The sequence below is a fragment of the Sphingobacterium sp. InxBP1 genome (assembly GCF_026191775.1).
GTDB lineage: Bacteria > Bacteroidota > Bacteroidia > Sphingobacteriales > Sphingobacteriaceae > Sphingobacterium > Sphingobacterium thalpophilum.
The window spans coordinates 699,075-718,395 of the sequence record NZ_JAINDX010000049.1 but is presented as its reverse complement, the minus strand read 5'-3'; the positions used below and the strand labels follow the sequence as shown (position 1 = coordinate 718,395).

The following is a 19,321-nucleotide window of genomic DNA, read 5'->3' as shown; positions in this document are numbered from 1 at the left end:
CTATCTCAAACAAATGTACCGAAAAGGCGACAAATGTTATAATAAAAAATGTCATAACACTCATTTTACGAACCATTACCCCAGTTCTTTGCCTTATAATACAACGGGGAGTTAATCGGTAAACTGCTGCATCTCAATCAGCTTTCGATAGAGGCCATCGTGTTGCAGCAGTTCACTATGACTTCCAGTCTCTACAATCTTACCGCCTTCAATCACAACAATTTTATCCGCATTCTGAATAGTGCTCAGCCGATGTGCGATGACGACCGTCGTCCTATTGTCCATGAGTTTATACAGTGAATCCTGTACCAACTTTTCGGATTCTGTATCCAGTGCAGAGGTGGCTTCATCGAGCAACATAATTGGCGGGTTTTTCAAAACAGCACGGGCAATACAGATCCGTTGCCGCTGGCCACCGGACAATTTACCTCCCCGGTCACCAATATTTGTCTGATACCCTTTTTCGGTCTTTAGAATAAACTCATGGGCATTCGCAATTTTTGCCGCCGCTTCCACTTCATCCTGGCTCGCCTGCTGGTTTGCGAACGCGATATTGTTGTAGATCGTATCGTTAAATAGGATGGACTCCTGATTGACCACTCCGATCATATTTCGCAGCGAGTCCTGATCAAGATCCCGCAGATCTATACCATCAAAAAGAATCTGCCCACCAGTAACATCCATAAACCTGGGGATTAAATCCACCAGCGTCGATTTTCCGCCTCCTGAGGGGCCCACCAACGCCACAATTTTTCCTTTTTCTATCGTGAGATCAATCCCTTGGAGCACTTTTTTATCCTTGGTATATCCAAAATCCACCTGTTTAAAGGCAATCTCCCGCGCAAAAGTTTCGACAGACCTCGCATTTGGTTTGTCCGTAACTGCACTTCTCTCATCAATCAGCTCGAGCACACGTTCACCGGCAGCCAGACCGTTATGTATACCACTAAATGCATCCGTCAGTGCTTTAGCGGGACGCATAACCTGGGAGAAAATCGCGATATAGGCTATAAAATCGGACGCGTTCAGGTTTTGATCACCGGATAGTACTAAATGTCCGCCGTACAGCAGAATGACTGCAACCATAATAACCCCCAATAGTTCGGAAACAGGAGAACTCAATTGCTGTCGTTTCGCCATTGCGCGGCCGATATTTGCGTAACGTTCATTTTCGTTGTGGAACCTATTTTTGATAAAGGATACCGCGTTAAATGCCTTGATAATTTTAATTCCGGAGAGCGCCTCATCCAAATAGGAGATCATGTTGCCGTAGGACTCCTGCGCTGAGCGGGCCTGACTTTTTAGATTTTTTACGATGCGCGCGATGAAAAACGCGGACACTGGGATCACCAACAAGGAGAAAAAAGTCAATTTGGCAGAAATAACAAAGAGCATCACAATATAGGCGACTAGCTGTAGAGGTTCTTTAAAAACCACCTGTAAAGTACCCGTTACCGAGTACTGTACCACCTGAACATCAGATGCAACTTTGGAGACAATATCTCCCTTACGCTGCCCCGTAAAGTAGCCGACATGAAGGTCCATCACATTGTCAAAGACGGCTCTACGTAACTTTAGCAAGGTATGGATGCGAAAATTTTCCATGATCCGCTGGCAGAAATAGCGGAACATGTTGCTGATAAAAACCGAAATTACAATTACAATACAAACGTATTTTAGTGCTCCATACGCACCGAATTGCTCGTTGGCCACGCTGGCGTAATAATTAAACCAGTCCAATATATCCATGAAATTTTGTGGTTTTGTAACCGTTTCAGTAGTTTCACCGGTATGAAACAGTGTCTGGAGCAATGGAGCAAGTAACGCTAAATTTAAGGTGCTAAACACAACTGTGATCAACGTGCAGATCACGTAAGGGATTGCAAATTTTTCTATGGGTTTAGCAAATGATAAGAGCCTAAAATATGTTTTCATTTATTTTGAATTGAACAAAAATAACAAATTAATCAAGAAAAGCGCCCATGCATTTAGATACAATAAAATTGTTGCACGGCGGTGATACATGTTAAAGTAGCGCGTCTCTTGAAAAATCGATAAAAAACTCTCCTTTTTATAGATAATTCCCTAATTTAGCCCCAACAAACATCCAATTTATTAAAATACAAAATGCAAATAAACGTTGCTAAAAGATTACAGCATACCGAGGAATACTATTTTTCAAAAAAACTACGGGAAATAGATGAACTGAATAAGCAGGGGTTACGCGTAATCAACCTTGGGATCGGCAGTCCTGATTTGCCTCCTCATCCGGAAGTGATCAAGACGTTGAACACGAATGCTGAATACCCGCATGTACATGGCTATCAAAATTATAAAGGGGCTCCTGCCCTGCGGGAAGCTGCCGCAGCTTGGTATCAACGTTACTATGGTGCTACCTTTCATCCGAATACCGAAATACTACCGCTTATCGGGTCAAAGGAAGGCATTGTCCATATTTGCATGACCTATCTTCAGGAGGGTGATCAAGCTTTGATCCCAAATCCGGGCTATCCGGCTTATGCCGCTGCTGTTCGGCTGAGCGGTGCAGAAGCGGTTACCTACGATCTTACTCCCGAAAACAACTGGCTTATCGACTTGGAAGAACTTCGCAAGAAAGACCTGTCACGGGTAAAGCTCATGTGGATCAATTATCCGCATATGCCGACGGGTGCATCTGCCTCTGATGAGTTTTACAACGAACTGATCGCGTTTGCCAAGGAGCACCATATCCTTATCTGCCACGACAACCCTTACAGTTTTATACTGACGGACACACCGCGTAGCATTATGAGCGTTCCGGGGGCGAAAGAAGTGGCAATTGAATTAAATTCATTAAGCAAGTCTTCCAATATGGCCGGTTGGCGTATAGGCTTATTGGTGGGCGCCGAGGAACGTATCAACGAAGTTCTGCGTTTTAAGAGCAACATGGATTCCGGCATGTTTTTACCTGTACAGCTAGCAGCTGCAAAAGCCTTACAGCTCGAGGAGTCCTGGTACCGGGATCTAAATAAAGTTTACGGTGAGCGGCGTCATAAGATTTATGAAATCATGGATCTATTGGATTGCAGCTATGAAAAAAACCAAGTTGGCTTATTTGTCTGGGCAAGGGTGCCGGAAACATATACCGATGGCTATGCCCTCAGCGATATTGTATTAAGCCGCGCTCGCGTATTCATTACGCCCGGAGGTATATTTGGAGACAAAGGAAACAGCTATATCCGGATCAGCCTTTGCGCAACCGTTGACACATTGGAGGAATCAATCCAGCGTATCAAGAATAGCTTTTAAGCTTATTTTTTCAACATTAATCATTCCATAAAATGAATATAGCCATCGTAGGTGTAGGCTTAATTGGCGGCTCAGTTGCCATACGTTTAAAAGAAACAAAATTCTGCAGCAAAATCGTTGGTGTGGATAAGAGCGAGAAAAATCTTGATAAAGCCAAGCAGATCGGCTTTATTGACGAAGCCGCTAGTCTGGAGGATGCCATAAAAACCTGTAAGGTATTGATATTGACCATTCCGGTAGATGCTATTCTACAGGTCGTACCATTTATCCTGGATCAGGTCACTGATCAGGTCATCATTGATATGGGGTCAACCAAAACCAACATATTGAACAAAATTACCAACCATCCGAACAGGGGGCGCTACATCGCTGCGCACCCTATGGCCGGTACGGAATATTCAGGTCCGGAAGCTGCTATTGCAGGCTTATTCAAAGGGAAAATGATGGTTTATGTAGAAGCCTTCCGAACAGATGAGGACGCTTTCGAGATTGCCGATGCCATAACGGACCAATTGGAGATGCGCACCTGCTTTATGAATGCAGATGAGCACGATGTACATACGGCCTATGTTTCGCATATTTCCCACCTGACTTCGTTCGCCTTGGCGTTAACGGTTTTGGAGAAAGAGAAGTCACAAGGACGCATATTTGAATTAGCGGGCTCGGGATTTGAATCAACGGTACGACTCGCCAAGAGCTCCCCCGACATGTGGACGCCTATTTTCAAACAGAACCGCGAAAACGTGCTTGAAGTACTGGAAGAGCATATCAAGCAGCTGCAATCACTGCACGACGCTATTGCCAATGAAGATTACGATAGATTACACAAGCTGATTAAACGTTCAAACAAGATCAAACGCATAATCAAATAAAGGCAGGCGAAGGCCACTTATCTTACCGAACTACATCTGCAAAATCAATCAACCTGACGGAACCTCGGGCGTATTGATTTTGCGGATTACAGGCTATTCATCTTCCAGTTCTTCAAACTTTTCCAAATCTTGTTTAGCCCCTTCACTATCACCCAATTTTTCTTTAATTGCCGCCCGATAGGCATATAGATCAGAATAATATGGATTTAGTTCTATCGCCCGCGAATAATCAAGTAGTGCTCCTTGCATGTCCGCCAGTTTTTCCTTCAGATCAGCCCGCAGGGAATAGACGTAAAAGTCTGTGGGATTCAGTTCGACAAGACGGTCGAAATCTGATAATGCTTCATGGAGAGACCCTAGGCGTTCAAATAGTGAAGCCCTTTCTTCAAAGACAATAGACGACTGGGCATCGAGCTCTTCGGCTTTTGCATAGTCTGCCAACGCTTTTTGGGTGTAGCGATATGATTCGAATACTTTGGCCCGAAATATATAGGCGGCTGTCTGTTGTGCATCGAGTGCGATCGCCTGATTAAAATCGCGCAGCGCCAGTTCAAAACAGGTTAGCTTTAAATAAAGGCTGCCTCTAAAAATAAGAAGATTGCTATCGGGGCTTTCATTCCGTTCGATCGCCATGGAATAAAGCTCTATAGCTTTCACATAATCATAACAATGAACATACTCCAATCCCAATGAATTCAGTTCATCTACACTCAGTTGCTGCTGTTTAGGTTCAAGTTCCTGGATAACCAGATTTTCAGCTTCAAAATATGTGATGTCGCCTTGGTTTTCTTGCCATTCGAGCACACTGTGGTAATTAAAATCCAATCTTTTCGCAATTTGATAGTCGTAAAACGCACCTTCTTCCTCGCCCATGAGCCGATAGATCAGACATCGGCTAGCATAGAAATAGGCTTCTTCCGGGTATTTTTCAATTGCCCGCGAATACACTTCGGCAGCATTCTGATATGCATTGGTCTTATAATAATAGAGTCCGAGGTAACTGTAGGCAAGTACATGCCCCGTGGATGAGATGATCTCTTCAAAACGGGCGACGGGATTACCTGTGGCCAGTATTCCATCCAAAAAACCTGTAAACAGTTCACTTATCACTCCCTGAGGGATGGCCTGGAGCCAATCTTGAGCGATAGCAATGCTTTCATCCGGAAAAAAAGAAGTAATTGGCAAAAAAGAATATTTGGCAAGCAATACCGTTGGGGGAAATTGAAAATCAGTTTCTGTAAGCACGTTGCCCTGGAGGATAACAGATAGATTTGAAATCATTTGCTTCATATCCAAAACTAAGTTAAATTTCTTTACAAAAGAAATTTAACCGCTGTGCATTTCCCCTTTTATGCCTGTTACTGCGACTCACCTGTCAAATACAGATATTTATACCGAACTATATCTCTGGAATTGGTAAATCGGATTAATTTTTCACGTTTGAAAACATAATTTGAAACTTTATCTTCCATTAGACGCAGAAATTCCACAAACTCAGCAAAAAAATCCTGTCGTTCACCTGGACTGAACTGACTATTTTTAACAATCCAAAAAAACTGTTCTTCATTGACGTGAAAAGAAACTTCATTTTTCTTTTCTTTTCTAAAAATAAAGATGGGATCACTTTCTTGGTTAATATATAAAGCAAAACCAGTATTACCACCATCCAGATTAACAACAAACGCAGAAAAATAGACAGTGCCTATCTGCAAATTATCCAGACAAATTAATTTATGCAACATCAGGTCGACAGTTAGATCACCTAAAAGTATTAAGTTTTTATTAAAAAACAAAAAAAGACCCACAATATTATTTGTGGGTCCTTTTACTGATTCGTTGCCGATTTTTAGAACGTAAATTTCACCGAAGCGTTCCATGTGCGGCCCTGACCGATTAAGACAAAGTTGGAGGTATCGATACCGTTCCATGTCTTATCCACATCAGTCGTCACATTACTTGAGGTAGCTTCCGAAATGTAGAATTTATTCAATACATTATTCATATTCACACGGAAGCTCATGGTGTTTTTGTCATTGACTTTCACTTCATAAGATAATCCGGCGTCGAGTAGATTGAAGGAAGGAAGCTCCAGTACACGCCCCATTTTTCGACCATCTTCTTCGACGGTTCGGTGTTTTGAAGAATAGAGTCTATTGTACTGTCTATAGTTCCCGTCAATGGAGAACCCTTTGAACAGGATGTATTTCGCACCGAAACCATAGGTTGTCTGCGCTGCATTTCCAACATGTTCTCCCGTCAGGTCTACTTCTTCACGACCCAATTCGACACGATTATCATTACGGTCTACAGCGGTCACTTTCCCATCATATTTCCAATCACCAACTGACGCAAACCCAGTCAAGGTCAATCCGCTGAACGGCCGAGCAGCCACATCCAGTTCTACCCCCCTATGGTCCTGTTTGACACCATAGTTTGTTGTATAAATAAATTGACCAGCCACAAGGATACCCGGATCGTTGTCGGGATTATACTTAGCTACGTCTTTGTCTGTTGCTAATCTGGAACTACCCGTAACCCGGTTGTCCCAAGTGGTTCTGTAAACGTTTACATCCACATCTAAATAGTCTGAAGCAAATTTGTATCCTGCTTCTAATCCAAGGATTTTTTCGTTCACCGCATTTTCATTGATATCATTTGCATAATTCATGAAAATATTGTTTTGGTAGGGCTGACGAGCATAATACCCGGCGTTACCGAATATGGTGTGCTGCCCCAATGTATAACTAAGTCCCCCCTTGGTATTGTAGCCAAAATTATTGACATCTTTGGACTTTTCATTGCCAGGAGTGTACTGAAAATAGTCTTTACGGATATTTTGCTGCTCGGACAATGAACCCTGAAAAAATGCAGTAAATCCATCTTTTGCATATTCGATCTGTCCAAAGAGACCTGCGTAACGAATATATTGGTTATAATCCCATGCCAGCCTATTTTCTCTCGCATCAGGTTTGCTAGCGAATGCTTTCCATGGATTGGTTGAATAGGTTTCGGTAACCCGAGGCAGCTGGGGCAAGTTCACATTGCCTCCCAATACGACACCCTCTGTATTGCTCAAAGGGTCAATCAGCTTACGGTAATGTGTCCCTTTATAATCTCTAACATCAAATCCTACATTCACATTTAGATTTTCGGTCAGTTTGTTGTTATAATTTGAAACAATACCAAACCACTGGTGATTGTTCACGTCCGCTGCTAGGTATCCGCCTTTATTATACTTATCCGATTTAAGCCCCTGTCCTCCCCCAGCTGCCAAAGAGGCATACACCACAGTGGACAATGACGACTTATCATTAATTGTCCAGTCCCAATTTAAGTTCGCCACCGGTTTATGATAAAAATTTTTCTGTGGGTTCATCATAACGCCGTTAACATCTTTATAGTTGTCATTGAAGCGTTTGCCGTGTTGCAAATAGTTTGACAGTTTCGATGTATAGCCTTGATTATGCCATTGTGGTGCGCCAGTAACCATAAAGTTCAAGTTGTGCTTTTCACTCGCTTTATAACCAACCGACAAGAAATAACTTTGTCCTGCACCTTCGGTATGATCTGTATATCCATTGCCGGACCACTGTGTGAACATGGCGGATACTGCAAAGCCATTTTTCATCAGACCAGTATTATACCCTACCGTCGCTTTCATGAACATATCATTACCCACGGTCGTTCTGATAAAACCGCCCTCTTTCATGGCAGTGGATTGAGTAACATAGTTAACAGTACCGCCCACTGATGATATCGCCAATTTGGAGGAACCCAAACCACGTTGAATCTGTACTAAAGATGCGATGTCTGTAAGACCGGACCAATTCGACCAATAGACACTACCATTATCCATTCCATTGATCGGCTGACCATTCAATAAAAACGCCGTGTTGGACTGATCAAAACCACGTGTGGTCATCGATGACTCGCCAAAGCCTTTGGCCTGCCCCGTAATGTAAACAGATGGCGTATTTGCAAGCGCCGAAGTAATATCCTGAGCACCTACCTTTTCCTCTAAATCTCTTTTATGAATTGTCGAAACAGCAATGGGAGTCTTTCTGCCTGCAGCAATATCGATCACACCATGACCAACAATCACAACCTCATCTAGATTTGTAGAAGAATTGGCTGCAAAGGTAGGATTCAAGTTGAGCACCTCCCCTGATTTTAGCATAACACCTTCGATAACAACAGGTTGCTGACCAATATAAGTCACTTCCAATCTATAAGGCCCACCTGCTTGGAGATCTAAAATTTGAAATTTGCCGTCGGCATCAGCTGAGCCGCTGAACACTTGACCACTTGGAATGTGGATGATTTTAATAGTTGCCCCTTTAACTGTTTGTCCAGTAGCCTCTTTTACAACTCCTGAAACCGAACTAGATTTTGCACTTTGTGCTTGAATAGCACCATAACTGGCAAAAAAAAGTGCAAAAAAAAGTAAAGACTTTTTCATGTTAGATGTGATTGTTTTGTTTTTGTGCCGCAAAATTAGGAATTGATTGTCTTTTTAACTAATTTTAACACTAGGTAAGCTTCCTTCTCTCGAAGTATGGCAACTCTATATTTTAATCGTATTCATCAGAACAGCGTTTTTTAGAATATAATTATCTGCTTGACATCGTTTTATTAGAAATAAATCATACACAACAGCTTTTTTATAAAAATTTGGCAAAAGCATCCAAAATAAAATTTTGTCCATTTTGAATAAGTCGGATAAATCTTTATTAATCCAATAGCTCTATTGAGCAGCTTCCTAATGATTGATGATGAATTGATTTAGACGGAGCTGTACGGTAACGGCTGAAAAATAACTATCTTTAGGCAAGATTAATTGTTATGTTATCCATTGAACAAGTTTATGCTGCTGTACTTGAGCCGGCCTTGATTGCTGAAATCAACGAAGTGGCTATTAACAAAAGTTTCAGCGAGGGCGACTTAATCATCGATTCGAGACAATATATACGGTCGATGCCCCTGCTGCTTGAAGGCGCCGTCAAAATCGTTCGGGAAGATGATATACAAGGCGAGTTGCTGTTGTACTATCTCGAAAAAGGGCAAACCTGCACCATGTCCATTGCCTGTTGTTTAAGCAATAGAAAAAGCGAAATCCGTGCCATCGCCGAAAGACAAACAACTCTCGCTATGATCCCCAATGAGTTCGTCAGCCGTTGGATGGGAAAATACGCTTCTTGGCGCAATTTTATTGTGGGAAGTTACGCCAGCCGAATGGACGAAATGCTACAAGCCCTAGATAGCCTCGCGTTCTCAAATATGGAAGAGCGTATCCTTAGTTATTTGACCACGAAGATGAGACTCAATGCAGAGAGAATTCTCACGCTTACACATCAGAATATAGCCTCCGATTTGAATACCTCACGGGTCGTGGTGTCCAGAATTCTAAAGAAGCTCGAAAACGAAAATAAAATCGTATTGCTACGCAATGAGATACGGGTTTTGATCTGACAACGGAATGGAAGATATCCGCACAAAGATGACGCGATTAATTGCAAAGACATTATCTCCTTTATTATTTCGGCGTAAAGCGCCGTACTTCGATCCGAAAAACATTTGTATCTTTAATTCAAAATAAATTTTTCGGACCAGACAAAATCTTCTGACATGAAAACAGATCACATTGGATTTATAGGACTGGGCAATATGGGGTATCCCATGGCCAAAAACTTAGAACGTGCGGGCTTTCCTCTCGCTGTCTATAACAGAAATATCGCTAAGGCGAAAGATTTCGAACACCATACTACAGTACAAAGCAGTATCGTGGAGCTAGTTCAATCCAATGACGTCATCTTTTCAATGTTAACAGATGACAAAGCTGTACTGGAAGTATATGGTATTATTCTTGAACAAGAGATACAGGGAAAACTATTTGTGGACATGAGCACCATATCACGCGGTGCCAGTGTAGCTCTAGCTGCTAAATTAAAAGAGCGGGGCGCTTCATTTTTGGACGCTCCTGTGGCGGGAAGTACCAAACCAGCCGCAGACGGAACTTTGATTATTATGGTCGGCGGTGAGCAGGCAGACCTTGAGCGCGCGCGCCCCTATCTTGAAAAAATGGGCAAATCCATTAAACACCTCGGCGAAAACGGCAAAGGCATTGCCGCTAAACTTGCGATCAATTATTTCCTGTCGATCATCTATCAGGGCCTTGCTGAAACGATCCTATTTTCGGATAAGCTGGGAATCGGGCGAAGTGACATGCTGGAGATCATCAACGACAGTGCCAGTGGCAGCGGCGCAACGAAAGTAAAAACCCCTTTACTGATAGCAGAAGACTATACACCGGCATTTGCATTGGATCTGATGCTAAAAGACATCCGTCTTGCGCAGCAAGCGGGAGCAAACTACCCCTTGATTGGTGCCCTGCTCGACACCTACCAGAAGGCACAAGGCAACGGCCTGGGCCAACAGGATGTCATTGGGATCATAGAATCCATAAAACAATTTTCCATTTAAATCGTTTACTGATTGACACAAAAATACGGCTGGACCGGCACTTGATAATGAAGTAATTCAGGGCTTTTCATAACCCGACCGGTGGCAGTGAAGATCCGGCTAAGCCAGTACGAGATGAACAGTTAATTTAAGAAAACATGAAAACAGCTTTGACACTATTTATATTAACGATGATTACGATGACAAGCATTGCCCAACAGCTGAAACCGATTTCCTACCAAGACGGAGCACAGAAGCTCAACGGACTGATGACATCCACCCCAGCTAAGAATGGACCTGGCGTGTTAATTTTGCCTGCCTGGAAAGGAATTGATAATGAAGCAAAGCAAGCAGCTCTACAGCTAGAGAAAGAAGGTTACGTCGCCTTTATAGCAGACATTTACGGTGAAGGAAATGTGCCGGCCGATAATACTGCCGCTTCGAAGATTGCTGGCCAATATAAGGCCGACTATAAAGCCTATCAACGTCGCATTGCCGCAGCATTGGAACAGCTTAAAAAAGCTGGCGCTGCACCCACCAAGATTGCTGTCATCGGCTATTGTTTTGGCGGAACAGGTGCACTGGAAACAGCACGGGGGGGACTTCCGGTGGCCGCAGTTGTCAGTATCCATGGCAGCTTATCCAAAGCAGCTGACCGTACCAATACGCCAATTGCCCCTAAAGTACTTATCCAACACCCCGCGGCAGACAAGAGCGTATCGAAAGAAGATTATGAGGGGTTAGTCAAGGAACTAAACGACGGCCATGCAGATTGGCAGATTATTACGTATGCTAACTCTGGGCATACGTTTACCAATCCCGAATCTCCCGAATATAACCCGATAATGGCCAAACGTGCCTGGGACCATATGCTGTTATTTTTAAAAGAAGTATTGGACAAATAGAAACCGTCAGACAACTGCATACTGCATCTCAATGGCTCATCGTCCAATTGTTACATCATCTTATCACCGCTGGTACTATTAGGGTATGCGGCCACAGCAATACCAATGGCGATAAGATGACTGCGGACAGTCAGATCCCTCCGAGACAATATAACAGTAAAAGAAAAACCAAACACATAAGACAGGAATACTAGGACAATACAAGTGCGGAAACAATTTATAATCGGGTTTTATTCGTGGCAAAACGAAAATTAATCAGTCAGCGCCATCCTCTACTCTATACAATCGCTGTCTGGGTAAGAAGAATACAAAGAAAAGCCATCTGGCTGTTGGACAATAAGCGATATGCACAGGCAAAAACAGCAGAGTTGCTTCGGTTCAGGGTAAAGAAGCACCAGTCGGTTTTATTGAAGAAGCTTGGAGAGAACAATATGCAGCTTCAGATCAATAAAGTAACCAACCTCAAGATTGCGGCACAGCAGATCACTGGGATTTTAATCCGGCCAGGTGAGACGTTCTCGTTCTGTAAACTCGTAGGACTGCCGACACAAAAGAAAGGGTATCTTCCGGGGATGGAACTCTCTTTTGGAGAGGCTAGGGCGGGCATAGGGGGTGGCATATGCCAGATATCCAATCTTATCCACTGGCTCGTGATCCACAGCCCGCTAACCGTCGCTGAACGCTATCACCATTCCTTCGATCCTTTTCCAGACGATGGCCGAGTTCTGCCTTTTGGTAGTGGCGCGACCATATTCTACAATTATCGCGACTATCAATTCACCAACCATACGGACCATACCTTCCAGATTAACCTGTGGTTTACCGAAAAATGTCTGGAAGGTGAGCTTAGGATTGATCAGGAACTGGATTTTGCCTACCATGTGTTTGAGCGCGCGCACCAATTTCTGAAGATCGGCAACGACTTCTACCGTAAAAATGAGATCTGGCGCGAAAAGCTGTTAAAATTCGAGGGCGGTAAGATAATCGAGACAGCGTGCATAATGAAGAATTTTGCACGGGTTGCTTATACTCCCCCTTACTATATTGTGCCTGATCCCAAAAACGAAAAAGGCACTACTGAATAGACAGCCTTTCTGTTTCTCCTTTTTTTTGATTAAGTTTGATGTGGCTTTGGGGGTATTCTGTACAGAATTGAGATAGTCCCTTTGAACCTGATACGGTTTACACCGACGTAGGGAAAAGCATCCGCTTGACATATACGATAGGATGGACAAGTCCGACTGTCCCGATTCTTCCTGACAAAGCCACAACAAGACATAAAAGAACTGAAGGCATGGAAGAAACTATTATTCAACTATTAAAAAGAGTCAAGCAGCAAAGGCCCCTAGTGCACAATATTACCAACATGGTGGTTATGAACAATACGGCCAATGCCTTACTTGCACTTGGCGCATCACCGGTCATGGTTCATAGCCCATCTGAAGTGCAGGAAGTTGTGGATCTGGCTCAGGCGCTCGTTTTAAACATCGGTACAATAAGTGAGCAGACTGCCGAGGCTATGCTTATTGCCGCCGAACATGCAAACAATAATGGGAAGCCCTGGGTGCTGGACCCGGTAGGTGCCGGTATCTCCGCTTTCCGAAACGACCTACTGGCTAACCTACTGGAACTTCGGCCAACTATAATCCGGGGAAATGCATCAGAGATCATGAGTTTATATAACGTCCAGCAGGCGACCACAAAAGGCGTGGACAGCACTGCTGACAGCGCTGCTGCGGTTGATTCAGGCAAAGGTCTGCAACAGCAAACCGGTTCCGTTATCTGTATCTCGGGAAAGGTTGACTATATCCTTTCGGATCAGCGTTTGGCCGAAGTACGTAATGGCCACGCCATGATGACCCAGGTAACAGGCTTGGGCTGTAGCGCCACCGCCCTCATTGGTGCATTTATCGGCGTCACGGGGCAAGTATTTGACGCAGCAGTAGCGGGAGTTTCCATTTTGAGCCTTGCCGGAGAACTGGCAGCCGGAAGATCCGCAGGTCCGGGCTCCCTGCAGGTAAACCTTTACGACGAACTATACCGCCTGGATGAGGACACCCTAAAGACACATCTTCAGATTACCTGCCATGGCGTTTAGCCCACAGTTTCCTTACCCTCTGTATCTGGTTATCTCGGAGGAGGATTGCTACCCACAGCCCTGGCTACAGGTTGCGGAAGAAGCAATAATTGGCGGCGTAGATATTGTGCAGCTACGTGAAAAAAAAGCAGTCTATTCCGATTTTCTGGAAAAAGCCCATAAGCTTATACGTCTCACCGACCATTATGGAATTCCGTTAATTATCAATGATGCCATAGATATTGCTGCCGACGTTGGTGCATGGGGCGTACATGTTGGACAAAAAGACCTGCCGCCCCTGGCTATACGGGAAAAATTCGGCAACAGCATACACATAGGCTGGTCGATGGATGCCCTTGCTCAGCTGGAAAGTGAACAGTTAAATGCCGCTGACCATCTGGGGGTAAGTCCGATATTTTCCACTCCGACGAAAACAGACACTATTGGCGAATGGGGCATCTCAGGCTTGCGGCAGTTACGCATGCGTACGAAAAAGCCCCTGATAGCCATCGGCAACATGAATCTCGCAACGGCCGGTGCCGCCTGGGACGCAGGTGCCAATGCCATAGCAGTCGTTTCCGCGATCTGCCGGAGCCAAGATCCCAGAGAAAGCAGTGCACAATTAAAACACTTACTTCGATGACAACAATAACAACATATAGCGTGCCTACTGTACTGAGTATTGCCGGATTTGACGGCAGCGGAGGTGCAGGCATACAGGCAGACACGAAAGCCATATCAGCACTAGGCTGTTACGCGATGAATGTTCTGACCGCGTTACCTGTTCAAAATACGCAGGGCGTACGAAATATTTATGAAATACCAACTCAAGCGGTACGTGAACAGCTTGATGCGATATTTGAGGACATATATCCGGATGCCATCAAAATTGGCATGGTTCACAGCACCGAACTCGTTGAACTGATCAGTTCTTACTTAAGAGATTACACCGGCGACATTGTATTTGACCCTGTCATGGTCTCCACAAGTGGCCATAAACTGATACAGGACGACACTATACAGGCCTGCGTAGACCTGCTATTTCCACTGACAAGGATCATCACCCCCAACTTGGACGAAGTCAGCGTGCTCATCGGTAAGCAAGTTGATAGTGTACCCGAAATGGAAAAGGCCGGCGATCAACTTTTGAAGAAGGGCTGTCGGGCGGTACTCATTAAAGGCGGCCATTTGCAGACGGCTCAACTTACTTCCCTCCTGTTTCAGCAGGACAAAACGGCCCTCGTGTTTAGATCAGAGAAAATAGAAACCAAAAACACCCATGGATCGGGCTGTACGTTATCCTCCGCCATCGCAAGTCAACTTGCTCTTCATCTGCCACTAGACCGGGCTGTCACAGCCGCATTGGATTATGTTCATGAAGCGATCAGATCCAGCAAAGATCTGATGATCGGCAAAGGAAATGGGCCGCTCAATCATTTCCATCACCCACAACAATTAATTTGCCATGAAATGGACTGACAATGCCTGGGAAGCTATCACTCCCATTTATAACGACATTCTTGCGATGCCTTTTATCACCGAACTGAGTAGGGGCAGCTTGCCTTTGGACAAGTTCCAATTTTATATGCAGCAAGATGTATTATATCTTGAAGACTTTGGACGCGTCCTAGCCTATATCGGCGCTAAAAGCGTGAATAATCAGCAGGCTCTCGATTATTTTGAATTTGGAAGGAATGCCCTTATTGTTGAAAAAGCGCTTCATGGAGATTATTTCAGGGAATTTGGTTTCGATACTGAAAATAGTAACAGTGTGGGCCCCGTTTGTCATCACTACATTCATTTTCTTAAGAGTATAGCTGCCTTCGAACCTGTGGAAGTCGCGATGGCGGCAACCCTACCCTGCTTCTGGATTTACAAAAAGGTGGGTGATTATATTTTATCAATTGCCGAGATGAGCAAAAACCCATATACCAAGTGGATAGGGACCTACAGCAGCGAGGAATTTGCCGAGGGTGTTTTAAAAGCGAAGGACTATGTGGATAAAATAGCGGAGCAAACTACTGCAACAAACCGGAAGCGGATGCGACAAGTATTTATAACAGCTTCGAGCCTGGAGTATTCCTTCTGGCAGGCAGCATACGAAAAGAGGATGTGGATGCATACAAATACATAAAAAATGTCCGATAGCGAACAGCGATTGTTCATAAATGGGCAATCGCAAAAAACGGTCAAATAAAAAACAACCTATAACACAACTAGTTACAAATACATTGTATTTTGGCATCACTATTATAGATATAGAGTTAATGGAAAAATCGTGCAGCTCTACGGAAGCGATGAATTGCTAATCATAATCAGAGCATAAAACAATACTAATACAAAAAACAATGAAAAGAATCTTAACCATCGCCTTTATTTCATTCTTGTGTGTCGCACACGGCCAAGAACGCGAAACCCGAAAAATTTCTGCACCCGATGGCATATCGGCTGCTACATCTCTGCGTGTCGATTATGTCCGTTCTAACCGGAATGAGGTCGTGGTAGAGGCCGACAACGCTGAACATCTTTCACTAATTGAAACAACAGTAAAAAACGGCGTACTACACGTTCAGTACAGGCGGAATTCTCAGGTCAGGAATGCACGAAATAATCGGGTAACAGTGTATTCAAACAAGATACCGACAAGCTTTACAGCTTCATCCAGCGGTTCGATCTACACCGATGAAACCATTACTGCGGACAAAATTTCCGTTAGCGTTTCGTCCTCGGCAAAGGTGGTGCTCAAAAAATTGATCGCAGATGATATCAATTTATCCACAAGTTCCTCAAGCAGATTAACGACAGACCTGAGAGCCCGAAACCTTACTGTAAGTTCAAACAGTTCGTCGAAGCAGGAAATCACAGGAGATGCGACTAACCTGGATCTGAACGTCAGCTCTTCTGCTTCCGTCAATATGGCAGCCTTTACGACGAAAAATGCCCATATTAATGCAAGTACATCCGCTGCTGTTACCCTCAGTGTAAAAGACAACTTGCAAGGTAAAGTGTCTACGTCGGCAAAGATTGCCTTAAAAAATAAGCCAAGAAATGTCCAGGTTGATAAATCAACCAGCGGCAGTGTAGTGCTCTAATATTTAGTTTAAGTCGTAAAAGACTGTTTATTTATGTTTAATGTTTAGTTAGCTAAAGGCGGATCCTTCCCCGGGACCGCCTTGTTTTTTTTCCGCTTTAACTGCAGTCATCGCTCTGTCAACTGCGGTATTTTCATTCGATGTGGCCCAGAATTTTCGTATCTTGTCCTCCATGTAAAAACACACTTAATGCGGTATAATGGACAATTTTTTAGCGAGTAGTCTCAAGCAATTCAGGGACTTCAAATCCTTGGGAGACAGAACTTTTTCTCAATTGAACGATGAGCAATTATTCTGGCAGTTTAACGCTTCCAGTAACAGTATTGCCCATATCGTAAAGCATCTCCATGGAAATATGCTTTCGCGCTGGACTGATTTTTTGCATTCTGACGGTGAAAAAGCAGGGAGAAACCGTGACATGGAATTCGAAAATTCGGACATGAGCCGGCAGGAGCTTCTCGGCTTATGGGAGCGGGGATGGGAATGTTTATTTGAAGCCCTCGAAGCTTTGAGCACACAGGATCTGTCAAAAACAATCCTTATTCGGGGAGAGGAACATACCGTTCTGGAAGCTGTCCACCGCCAGCTTGCACATTATCCCTATCATGTGGGACAAATTGTTTACATCGGGAAAATGTGTCTGGATGAACAATGGGCTTCTTTGTCTATACCGAAGGGTAGGTCTGAAAGCTATAATCAAGAGAAATTTGCGCAGAAGAAGAGGTGATCGGAATGACATGTGGCCGTAGCTGTCTGATCTAGGCGAATTGTTATGTATCGGGTTTTATAGCTTCTATTCTAACAAAGATTTGATTATATTTGTTGTACTCCTTGTCGCCTTTTTCGCTTGATTTATAGATAAGCGAAAAAGGCGACAAGGAGTATCTGAAGCCCAGAAGCTATTGTTCTGGCTCAGCTTCAATAATTATCTACCGATGAAGAATTCGATTAAGATCATCAACAATTACGAGTATAAAAAGTTATTCCTACCTGATGTTTCCGAACATACATTGTTTAATGAGAATAAGATTCAGGTATATCGAATCGAAAATTATCTTCGAAGCATATTAATGCCAGTTATACCATATCGCACGACATTCAACTTTCTTATTTTCGTGACTAAAGGGTCACTGACACAGCATCTGGAATCGGCATCTTATACGCTTACCGAAAACCACGTCATCAATATTAAGCAGGGCAATATAACAGCAACATTGGCTATTTCTGAAGATGTCGAAGGTTTTTTTGTTGTTTACGAGAACGAAATCGTGACCGATATCGAACTTGGGATAAATGATATTAAGTTTTTTAACTCACATCCTTTTACGACGTTGAAGCCTCATGTGGCCAATTGGATCCAACAGATGCTGATATTACTGGAGGAGGAACTTTTTACGGAGAGCCGTATCATGGAGGTATGCATTTCGATGATGCAGTGTGTTTTACTAAAAGTGATCAGGTCGGATATCGAAACGAAAGCGCCAATGAGCAGACAACTTGATATTGCGTTCCGTTTTCGTGAGTATGTACAGAAATTTCATATTGACCATAAAAATGTACTGTTTTACGCCAACCTGCTGCACATTTCGGAAAATTATCTAAATAAATGTGTCAAAGAGGCTACCAATAAACCACCTAAACAATGGATTATGGAAACCAGTATTTTACATAGCCAAATCTTGTTACAGGACGCCACCAGGGATATTGCAGGCATTGCATTTGAATTAAAATTCCAATCGCCATCCTATTTTACCCGCCTATTCAAAAAAATCACCGGGTATTCACCCAGTGATTATCGTAAACACAAATTTATCGGGACTTAGCGTTTATCTTTATGATAAGGCAGATTCCAGATCAGGTCCACCGCCAGGTAATGAACACCAAAGCCCCCCTTATCATAGCCTCTGATCAAATCATTCATATAACCAATATCCAACCGTAGAGGTGTCTTTGGAATATCGGTCATATAATAGAAGGCTAATCGTGTTTCTTTATAGCCAAAGCTTGTCCACACTTCGGGTTCATTCATTCTGCTAATAGCCAGAAGCCCTTCCGCGCTGAGCGCCAGCTCTTGTTTATTTCTATCCGAAATTCTGAAATTAACCTGCGATTTGAGGCGTGTTCGGAGCTGAAAATTTTCTTCCGCTTTATGGAAATTAGCTGTGAAAAATTTCCGGAACTCCTGCCGTAGGGTATTTTTCCATTTCCAGCGCTGCGCCAGTTCAAATGTATATGCATATCGGCCGTATAAACGGAATTCTTGTTCAACTCCTTGATTGGAATACGGGGCGAGATCGTCATATACACTTTGACGCCGGTAGCTCAATGCATAACTATACTGTTGATTCGGCGCAAATTTGTGGTATACCTCGTGATTCAACACCCAGATTGCCTGCTTATGAAATGGGTCGGCATCATCCGGAGTGCTCTTGGTGCCTAGTCCGATATAGGTAAGGGCTTCCTTCGTACCCGCACTGTCCAGCTTGCGCTTTAGCCCCAATACCCACCAGGAAGCTGTTTTCGCTTTCCCTAGCCCGGGAGGGCTTACCTGCGCGTAAGCCGGTTGGATTTGTGCTCCCAAAAACAGGATAATTGGGAGTACTTTTATTAAATGATATTTCAACATAT

Annotated in this window: 18 protein-coding genes and 1 riboswitch; of the genes, 13 read left to right on the top strand and 5 right to left on the bottom strand. The window is 43.6% G+C overall.

Going from position 1 to position 19,321, the window contains the following annotated elements; genetic code table 11:
• Positions 1 to 111: 111 nt before the first annotated feature.
• Entirely contained in the window at positions 112 to 1,935 is a 1,824-nt protein-coding gene (locus tag K7A41_RS22865) for an ABC transporter ATP-binding protein (protein WP_265715724.1), read from the bottom strand.
• A gap of 192 nt (positions 1,936 to 2,127) precedes the next feature.
• Between K7A41_RS22865 and K7A41_RS22860 the strand changes: the two genes are divergently transcribed.
• Together K7A41_RS22860 and K7A41_RS22855 are read left to right on the top strand one after the other, a co-directional pair.
• Complete coding sequence (locus K7A41_RS22860) at positions 2,128 to 3,288, top strand: pyridoxal phosphate-dependent aminotransferase (protein WP_265715723.1); 1,161 nt, start codon at positions 2,128 to 2,130, stop codon at positions 3,286 to 3,288.
• Positions 3,289 to 3,320: 32 nt separating this feature from the next.
• Positions 3,321 to 4,160, top strand: coding sequence for a prephenate dehydrogenase (locus K7A41_RS22855; protein ID WP_265715722.1), 840 nt, complete (start codon positions 3,321 to 3,323; stop codon positions 4,158 to 4,160).
• Between the two features lie 93 nt (positions 4,161 to 4,253).
• On the opposite strand, the gene K7A41_RS22850 is transcribed toward K7A41_RS22855, so the two are convergent.
• From K7A41_RS22850 to K7A41_RS22840, 3 genes are all read right to left on the bottom strand, one after another.
• The gene (locus K7A41_RS22850) at positions 4,254 to 5,450 is read right to left on the bottom strand and encodes a tetratricopeptide repeat protein (RefSeq protein WP_265715721.1); all 1,197 of its coding nucleotides are present in this window, start codon (positions 5,448 to 5,450) and stop codon (positions 4,254 to 4,256) included.
• Positions 5,451 to 5,518: 68 nt separating this feature from the next.
• The gene (locus tag K7A41_RS22845) at positions 5,519 to 6,037 is read right to left on the bottom strand and encodes a hypothetical protein (RefSeq protein ID WP_265715720.1); all 519 of its coding nucleotides are present in this window, start codon (positions 6,035 to 6,037) and stop codon (positions 5,519 to 5,521) included.
• Positions 6,007 to 8,619, bottom strand: coding sequence for a TonB-dependent receptor (locus K7A41_RS22840; RefSeq protein WP_265715719.1), 2,613 nt, complete (start codon positions 8,617 to 8,619; stop codon positions 6,007 to 6,009). The genes K7A41_RS22845 and K7A41_RS22840 overlap by 31 nt, the downstream gene beginning before the upstream one ends.
• A 383-nt stretch (positions 8,620 to 9,002) precedes the next feature.
• Between K7A41_RS22840 and K7A41_RS22835 the strand changes: the two genes are divergently transcribed.
• The 11 genes from K7A41_RS22835 to K7A41_RS22785 all read left to right on the top strand — a co-directional run bounded on the left by K7A41_RS22835 (position 9,003) and on the right by K7A41_RS22785 (position 18,516).
• A complete protein-coding gene (locus K7A41_RS22835; protein WP_265715718.1) occupies positions 9,003 to 9,629 on the top strand; it encodes a Crp/Fnr family transcriptional regulator in 627 nt (208 codons plus the stop codon).
• Positions 9,630 to 9,752: 123 nt separating this feature from the next.
• Complete coding sequence (locus tag K7A41_RS22830) at positions 9,753 to 10,640, top strand: NAD(P)-dependent oxidoreductase (protein ID WP_265715837.1); 888 nt, start codon at positions 9,753 to 9,755, stop codon at positions 10,638 to 10,640.
• Positions 10,641 to 10,777: 137 nt separating this feature from the next.
• Complete coding sequence (locus tag K7A41_RS22825; protein WP_265715717.1) at positions 10,778 to 11,524, top strand: dienelactone hydrolase family protein; 747 nt, start codon at positions 10,778 to 10,780, stop codon at positions 11,522 to 11,524.
• A 236-nt stretch (positions 11,525 to 11,760) separates the two neighbouring features.
• The gene (locus K7A41_RS22820; RefSeq protein WP_265715716.1) at positions 11,761 to 12,609 is read left to right on the top strand and encodes a VanW family protein; all 849 of its coding nucleotides are present in this window, start codon (positions 11,761 to 11,763) and stop codon (positions 12,607 to 12,609) included.
• A 38-nt stretch (positions 12,610 to 12,647) separates the two neighbouring features.
• A riboswitch (TPP riboswitch) is annotated at positions 12,648 to 12,740 on the top strand.
• A gap of 78 nt (positions 12,741 to 12,818) precedes the next feature.
• The gene (gene thiM / locus K7A41_RS22815) at positions 12,819 to 13,622 is read left to right on the top strand and encodes a hydroxyethylthiazole kinase (protein WP_265715715.1); all 804 of its coding nucleotides are present in this window, start codon (positions 12,819 to 12,821) and stop codon (positions 13,620 to 13,622) included.
• Positions 13,612 to 14,244, top strand: coding sequence for a thiamine phosphate synthase (gene thiE, locus K7A41_RS22810; protein ID WP_265715714.1), 633 nt, complete (start codon positions 13,612 to 13,614; stop codon positions 14,242 to 14,244). The genes thiM and thiE overlap by 11 nt, the downstream gene beginning before the upstream one ends.
• Complete coding sequence (thiD, locus tag K7A41_RS22805; RefSeq protein WP_037532178.1) at positions 14,241 to 15,080, top strand: bifunctional hydroxymethylpyrimidine kinase/phosphomethylpyrimidine kinase; 840 nt, start codon at positions 14,241 to 14,243, stop codon at positions 15,078 to 15,080. The genes thiE and thiD overlap by 4 nt, the downstream gene beginning before the upstream one ends.
• Positions 15,067 to 15,735, top strand: a complete 669-nt coding sequence (tenA, locus tag K7A41_RS22800; protein WP_265715713.1) for a thiaminase II — start codon at positions 15,067 to 15,069, stop codon at positions 15,733 to 15,735. The genes thiD and tenA overlap by 14 nt, the downstream gene beginning before the upstream one ends.
• 214 nt (positions 15,736 to 15,949) lie before the next feature.
• Positions 15,950 to 16,693 carry a GIN domain-containing protein gene (locus K7A41_RS22795; RefSeq protein ID WP_265715712.1) on the top strand — a complete coding sequence of 248 codons (744 nt, stop codon included), beginning with the start codon at positions 15,950 to 15,952 and terminating at the stop codon, positions 16,691 to 16,693.
• Between the two features lie 199 nt (positions 16,694 to 16,892).
• Complete coding sequence (locus tag K7A41_RS22790) at positions 16,893 to 17,420, top strand: DUF1572 family protein (RefSeq protein WP_265715711.1); 528 nt, start codon at positions 16,893 to 16,895, stop codon at positions 17,418 to 17,420.
• A 208-nt stretch (positions 17,421 to 17,628) separates the two neighbouring features.
• Complete coding sequence (locus tag K7A41_RS22785) at positions 17,629 to 18,516, top strand: helix-turn-helix domain-containing protein (RefSeq protein ID WP_028068587.1); 888 nt, start codon at positions 17,629 to 17,631, stop codon at positions 18,514 to 18,516.
• Here K7A41_RS22785 and K7A41_RS22780 read toward each other — a convergent pair.
• Complete coding sequence (locus K7A41_RS22780) at positions 18,513 to 19,319, bottom strand: DUF2490 domain-containing protein (RefSeq protein ID WP_028068588.1); 807 nt, start codon at positions 19,317 to 19,319, stop codon at positions 18,513 to 18,515. The genes K7A41_RS22785 and K7A41_RS22780 overlap by 4 nt on opposite strands.
• Positions 19,320 to 19,321 lie beyond the last annotated feature (2 nt).